Raw genomic sequence first — 6,233 nt, forward strand, 5'->3', positions numbered from 1 at the left:
TTCGTTGTGTCCGGTCAGCCGATCATCGCCCCGTAACCGGTGATGCCCAGGCCGGACGAGCCGGTCGACGATCCTGTGGAGTCGGCCGAACCGGTCGCCACTCCGGCGGAGCCGGTGGGCGGATTGACGCAGTCCACGAGATTCAGCGAGCGCAGGACCAGGTCGCCGAGCGAGCAGACGCGCGGCGGAGCCGGTTCGGCCGAGGCGACGCCGGCGGTTCCCAGCGAAGCTGCCGCGGCGATGACGCAGACGGCGACTGCATTGCGTACAGATCGAGTCATATTTCCTCCACAGTGTTCACGAGTCGCCCGATCGTAGAGCGTGGCCGCGGCGGTCGGGAAGCTTCCGTATCCCGAGTAAGCTCTGTACTCGTGCTTTCCGTCGTGCCGACCCCCGTGACAGTGCGGGTCCCGTCCAAGGTCAACCTGCATCTCGCGGTCGGCGACCTCCGTCCCGACGGCTACCACGACCTGCACACTGTCTTCCAGGCCCTGTCCCTGTACGACGAGGTGTCGGTGGTCCCCGCCGATACCCTGAGCGTGACGGTGCGCGGAGCGAACGCCGATGCGGTACCCACCGACTCGACGAATCTGGCCTGGCGCGCCGCCGAGATGATGGCGGAGCGGGCCGCACGCACCCCCGACGTGGCGATCACGATCGACAAGGGCATCCCCGTCGCAGGCGGGATGGCCGGAGGCAGTGCCGACGCGGCTGCGACGCTCGTCGCGCTCGACGCGCTGTGGGGGATCGGGGCGTCGCGGGAGGATCTCGCGGATCTCGCCGCCCGGCTCGGGAGCGACGTGCCGTTCTGCCTGCACGGCGGAACGGCGATCGGAACGGGGCGGGGCGAGCGACTCGTCCCCGTTCTCACCCGCGGCACCTTCCACTGGGTGCTCGCCCTCGCGAAGGGCGGCCTGTCCACTCCCGTCGTCTTCCACGAGCTCGACCGTCTGCGCGCGGAAGGCGAACCCCACCGGCTCGGCAGCGCCGACGCGGTGCTCTCCGCGCTCGGCTCCGGCGACGCCCGCGAACTCGCGCCGCTGCTCGGCAACGATCTGCAGGCCGCGGCCCTGTCGCTCGACCCCCTGTTGCGGCGCACGCTCCGGGCGGGTGTCGAGGCCGGCGCTCTGGCAGGCATCGTCTCCGGGTCCGGCCCGACCTGCGCGTTCCTCGTCGAGGACCAGCACGCCGCCGTCACGGTGAGCGCCGAACTCGCCGGTGCGGGTGTGTGCCGCACGGTGCGGGTCGCGTCCGGCCCGGTGCCCGGCGCCCGCGTCGTCGACGCTGCCGATCCCGCCCACCCCTGATCCCGCTGCTCCCGCAGTACATCCCCGCAATTCTCGGAAGGCGTTGCTCCACGTGGCGAATCTGATCAACCTCGAACAGGTGTCGAAGTCCTTCGGCATCAAGCCGCTGCTCGACTCTGTCTCCCTCGGCGTGAACGAGGGGGAGCGGATCGGGGTCGTCGGCCTCAACGGCGGCGGCAAGACGACGATGCTCGAGGTGCTCGCCGGTATCGAGGAACCCGACTCGGGCCGCGTGAGCCGCGTAGGCGGTCTCCGCATGGCCGTCGTGACCCAGCGCGGCGGGCTGCCGGAAGGATCGACCGTCGGTGAGGTCGTCCTCGGCCCGCTCGGCGTGGCCGAGCACGAGTGGGCGGGTGATGCCCGCATCCGCTCGGTGCTCACCGGTATCGGCATCGACAATCTGGGTCTCGACGCGGTCGTCGACGGCCTGTCCGGTGGTGAGCGTCGCCGGGTGGCTCTGGCGGCCGCCCTCGTCCGCGATCTCGACCTGCTGGTCCTCGACGAGCCCACCAACCATCTCGACGTCGAAGGTGTGCAGTGGCTGGCCGAGCACCTGCTGTCGCGGCGCAGCGCCCTCGTCGTCGTCACCCACGACCGCTGGTTCCTCGACACCGTCGCGACCCGCACCTGGGAAGTGGTGAACGGCCGGGTCGAGAGTTACGAGGGTGGTTACAACGACTGGATCTTCGCGCGTGCCGAGCGCTCTCGTCAGGCCGACGCGATGGAGGAGCGGCGCCGCAACCTCGCCCGCAAGGAGCTCGCGTGGCTGCGTCGCGGTGCCCCCGCCCGCACGTCCAAGCCGAAGTACCGGATCGAGGCCGCCGAGGCGCTGATCGCGAACGTGCCGCCGCCGCGTGACACGGTTGCGCTGGCGTCGTTCGCGAAGCGCCGTCTCGGCCGCATCGTCATCGAACTCGAGGACGCCACCCTCACCACCCCGGACGGACGCGAACTGGTCCGCGACCTCACCTGGCGTCTCGGTCCGGGCGAGCGGATCGGTCTCGTCGGCGTCAACGGCTCGGGCAAGACGACCCTGCTGCGCACGCTCGCGGGTGAACTGGAACCGGCCCGGGGACGTCGCGTCCAGGGCCAGACCGTCGAGATCGGCTGGCTGCGGCAGGAACTCGACGACCTGCCCACCGACATGCGGGTGCTCGAGGCCGTCCAGGAGGTCGCGGAGCGGATCACGCTGGGCGACAAGGAGATCTCCGCCGGTCAGCTCGCCGAACGGCTCGGTTTCACGCCGGCCCGTCAGCGCACCCCGGTCGGCGACCTGTCCGGTGGTGAGCGTCGCCGCCTGCAGCTGACACGCGTACTCATGGCCGAGCCGAACGTGCTGCTCCTCGACGAGCCCACCAACGACCTCGACATCGATACCCTCCAGCAGCTCGAGGACCTGCTCGACGGCTGGGCGGGAACCCTCGTGGTCATCAGCCACGACCGGTACCTCGTCGAACGTATCTGTGATTCGACGTGGGCACTGTTCGGCGACGGCCGGCTCACCAATCTTCCCGGTGGCATCGAGGAGTACTTGCGCCGGCGCGCAGCCATGGGCGACGGGGACGTGCCGTCGGTGGCGTCGACCGTCGCGAAATCCGCTGACGCCGAAGAACAGCCGAAGAAACGTGACGGTGCCGCGGAACGTGCCGCACGCAAGGAACTGTCCCGCCTCGAGCGTCTCGTCGCGAAGCTGACCGAGAAGGAGGAGAAGCTGCACCACGACCTCGCGGAGGCGGCGACCGATCCCGACCGTCTGCAGAAGCTCGATGCGCAGTTGCGCGAGGTGGTCGCGGAGAAGGAAACGGCCGAGGAGCAGTGGATGGAGCTCGCCGAAGATCTCGACTGAATTCCTGTGACCTCGAGTCGGCTCGCGGTCACAGGATGGGCGTCGTCAGAAACAACGCTCATCAGGAGGATTCATGTCCGTCACCGGAACATCCGGTAGGTCGAGGCTTCTCCCGAACTCCCGGCTCGCGCGTGTCGCCGTGGTGGTCGTCGTCGTTCTGGAGATGCTCCGTGCGCGTGACTGAAACGAATAGGGGGAGGATATGTGCGCTTCCGCAAGGAAAGTCGCACATATCCTCCCCCGAGTTCGGGTGGAGACCTACAGGCCGAGCAGCTTGCCGATGATTTCGTTCATGATCTCGTTGGTGCCACCGCCGATGCCGAGGACGCGGGCGTCGCGGAAGTGTCGCTCGACCTCGCTCTCACGCATCAGGCCGATACCGCCCGCGAGCTGCACCGCCTCCATGACGGCGTGATCGCACACCTTGACGGCGTTGTTCTTCGCCATCGAGGTTTCGAGCAGCATGCCCTCGCCGTTGACCCACCGTTCGGCGACGGAGCGGCAGAACGTCTGTGCCGCAGTGATCTCGGTGGCGAGCTCGGCGAGACGGTGACGCACCACCTGGCGCTTCGACAGCGGACGACCCATGGTCTCGCGGGACTTGACCCACTCGACGGTCAGATCGAAGCTGCGCTGCGCGGTGGCGACGGCCTGGAACGCCAGCGACAGCCGCTCACCCTGGAACTGCTGCGCGATCTGGCCGAACGCCGAGTTCTCGGCGCCGATCAGGTTGCTCGCGGGCACACGCACGTCGTCGTAGAACAGCTCGGCGGTGTCGGAGCACAGCCAGCCCATCTTGTCGAGCTTGCGGGATACCGTGAAACCCGGTGTGTCCGTGTGGACGACGACGAGCGAGATGCCGCCGGCACCGGCATCGCCCGTGCGGACCGCGGTGGTGACGAAGTCGGCGCGCGTGCCCGAGGTGATGTAGAGCTTCGCGCCGTTGATGACGTACTCGTCGCCCTCGCGGCGCGCGGTGGTCCGGATGTTCGCGACGTCGGATCCGCCGCTCGGTTCGGAGATCGCGAGCGAGCCGATCATCCGGCCCTCGAGTGCCGGTCGCGCGAAACGCTCGATGAGATCGGCGTTGCCGGACGCGACGATGTGCGGGGTCGCGATGCCGTGGCTGAACAGCGCCGAGATCAGCCCCGAGGAGCCGCCCGCGAGGATGATCTCCTCGAGGATCGCGAGCATGTCGAGCGCGGTGCCGCCCGAGCCGCCGTGTTCCTCGGCGACCGAGGCGCCGAGCAGACCTGCATCGGCGGCCTTGCGGTGGAGTTCGCGGGGGATCTCACCGGCGCGTTCCCACTCGTCGAGGTGGGGGACGATCTCCTTGCGGGTGAAATCGGCCGCGAGCCGACGCAGTGCCTTCTGCTCGTCGGTGTCCCAGCGGATCACTTCGGTGGTGGTCATCGCTATTCGCCCTTCCAGACGGGTGCGCGCTTCTGCATGAAGGCCATGACGCCTTCGAGGGTGTCGGCGCTGGTGGTCAGGCGCGCGAGCGCCTTGCCGGTCAGTTCCCATGCCTGGTCCTCGGCGGGAACGTTGCCGTCGATGATGCCGCGGGCGACGGTCTTGCTCGCCTGCACTGCGAGCGGTGCGCCGGCAACGATGTCGGCCGCGAGGGCCAGGGCTGTGTCGAGGACCTCGGGCTGCGGGACGACCCGGTTGACCAGTCCCCAGCGCAGGGCGTCGGCGGAGGACATCGGCTTGCCGGTCAGGACCAGTTCCATCGCGACGGCGCGCGGGATCGCCTGGCCGATGCGGAACACCCCGCCGGCTCCGGCGATCAGGCCGCGGTGCACCTCGGGCAGCCCGAATTCGGCAGTGTCGGAGGCGACGACGAGATCGCTCGCGAGGGCGAGTTCGGTGCCGCCGCCGAGCGCGGTGCCGTTGACCGCCGCGATGACGGGTTTGGAGATGTGGTGCTTGACGACACCCGCGAAACCCCAGTGTGCGGTCTCGGGTGGAGTGACCCCGTCCGGTCCCTCGGTGCCGAGTGCCTTGAGATCCGCGCCGCCACAGAAGACGGCGTCGCCGGCGCCGGTGAGCACCACGACGCGCACGCCGCGTTCGGATTCGGCGCGTTCCCAGGCCTCACCGAGCGCCCGGTGCACCTCGGCATTGATGCTGTTGGCCGCCTTGGGGCGCTTGATGGTGACGAGCAGGACGTGCTCGCGCTTCTCGACGAGAACGACGGGTTCGCTCACGACCGGGGCTCCTCGGGGGACAGGTGCTCGATGCGGGTGACGGTCAGGTGACCGCCGTTGTCGGTGACGTGCACGGTCTCGCCGACGATGTCGGCGCCGGCGGCGAGAACCGCGGCGCCGGCGGCGTCGGTCCGGCCCGAGACGCGCCGGCCGTCGGGGGTGAGGCCGACGAGGAAACCGACCGACGGGTTGCCGTCGCGACCGAATTCTGCCGTGGCCGTCACGATCTGGACTTCGCCGCTGTAGTCGGTCGCTGCCTCGGGTGCGGACGGTTCGAGCAACACGTGCTCCGGGTCGCCGACGTAGCCGTCGGTGTGGGGGGCACAACCGAGGACCACGACGTGCTGGTAGGTCAGGTAGCCACCGTTGCCGTGCACGAGGGCGAGCTCGCCGTCCCGGCGCAGGCGCCCGGCCACCGACACCACAGAGTGCAGCGTGTAGCTGTTGAGCGGTCCGCCGAAGAAGGAGTGGCCGCCGGTCACCGACGGGACGGTGTCGCGGGGGAGGCCGAGCTGCTCGACGAGCAGTTTCGGCACCACGGGGAAGCAGCTGTAGGCGTCGATGATGTCGAAGTCGCCGGGGCGCAGGTCGGTCGCCGTCAGGGTGCGGCGCAACGCGTCGTCGAGTGCGGCGGAGCGTCCGAAGTCGCCACGCGCCAGCACGTCCGACGGTTCGGTCGCGCCGGCTCCGCCCCACACGTAGAGCAGGTGGTCGTCGGGGACACCGAGTTCGCGGGCCACGGCGAGCGAGGTGACGACCACGGCCGCGGCCTGGTCGACGAACGGCATCGCGTTGACCATCAGCGGGTACGGGTCGGTGACGAGACGGTTCTTGCCGGCGATGGTGCGGATGTCGTCGGCGGTACGTCGC

Annotated in this window: 5 protein-coding genes and 1 pseudogene; 2 read left to right on the forward strand and 4 right to left on the reverse strand. The window is 69.5% G+C overall.

The window, feature by feature from the left end; genetic code table 11:
* Positions 1 to 14: 14 nt before the first annotated feature.
* Complete coding sequence (locus tag R1101_RS0114130) at positions 15 to 281, reverse strand: hypothetical protein (protein ID WP_016934061.1); 267 nt, start codon at positions 279 to 281, stop codon at positions 15 to 17.
* A gap of 90 nt (positions 282 to 371) precedes the next feature.
* On the opposite strand from R1101_RS0114130, the gene R1101_RS0114135 reads away from it, so the two are divergent.
* Positions 372 to 1,307 carry a 4-(cytidine 5'-diphospho)-2-C-methyl-D-erythritol kinase gene (locus tag R1101_RS0114135; protein WP_016934062.1) on the forward strand — a complete coding sequence of 312 codons (936 nt, stop codon included), beginning with the start codon at positions 372 to 374 and terminating at the stop codon, positions 1,305 to 1,307.
* A 52-nt stretch (positions 1,308 to 1,359) separates the two neighbouring features.
* Positions 1,360 to 3,153 (forward strand): ABC-F family ATP-binding cassette domain-containing protein, encoded by a 1,794-nt coding sequence (locus tag R1101_RS0114140; RefSeq protein ID WP_016934063.1) that lies wholly within the window; start codon positions 1,360 to 1,362, stop codon positions 3,151 to 3,153.
* Positions 3,154 to 3,411: 258 nt separating this feature from the next.
* Here the strand turns inward: R1101_RS0114140 and R1101_RS0114150 are convergent, their stop codons facing one another.
* The 3 genes and pseudogenes from R1101_RS0114150 to R1101_RS26825 form a co-directional block, all read right to left on the reverse strand.
* On the reverse strand, positions 3,412 to 4,566 hold the full coding sequence (locus tag R1101_RS0114150; RefSeq protein ID WP_016934065.1) for an acyl-CoA dehydrogenase family protein: 1,155 nt from the start codon (positions 4,564 to 4,566) through the stop codon (positions 3,412 to 3,414).
* Between the two features lie 2 nt (positions 4,567 to 4,568).
* Complete coding sequence (locus R1101_RS0114155; RefSeq protein ID WP_016934066.1) at positions 4,569 to 5,363, reverse strand: enoyl-CoA hydratase/isomerase family protein; 795 nt, start codon at positions 5,361 to 5,363, stop codon at positions 4,569 to 4,571.
* Positions 5,360 to 6,233: pseudogene (locus R1101_RS26825) on the reverse strand (acetyl-CoA acetyltransferase); the annotation flags it as partial. The gene R1101_RS0114155 and the pseudogene R1101_RS26825, both read right to left, overlap by 4 nt.

The organism is Rhodococcus sp. R1101 (assembly GCF_000278445.1).
Lineage (GTDB): Bacteria > Actinomycetota > Actinomycetes > Mycobacteriales > Mycobacteriaceae > Rhodococcus > Rhodococcus gordoniae.

Bases quoted from the DNA above. Each gene is read 5' to 3' on its own strand.
- R1101_RS0114130 (WP_016934061.1), bottom strand. From the start codon at position 281: ATGACTCGATCTGTACGCAATGCAGTCGCCGTCTGCGTCATCGCCGCG.
- R1101_RS0114150 (WP_016934065.1), bottom strand. From the start codon at position 4,566: ATGACCACCACCGAAGTGATCCGCTGGGACACCGACGAGCAGAAGGCA.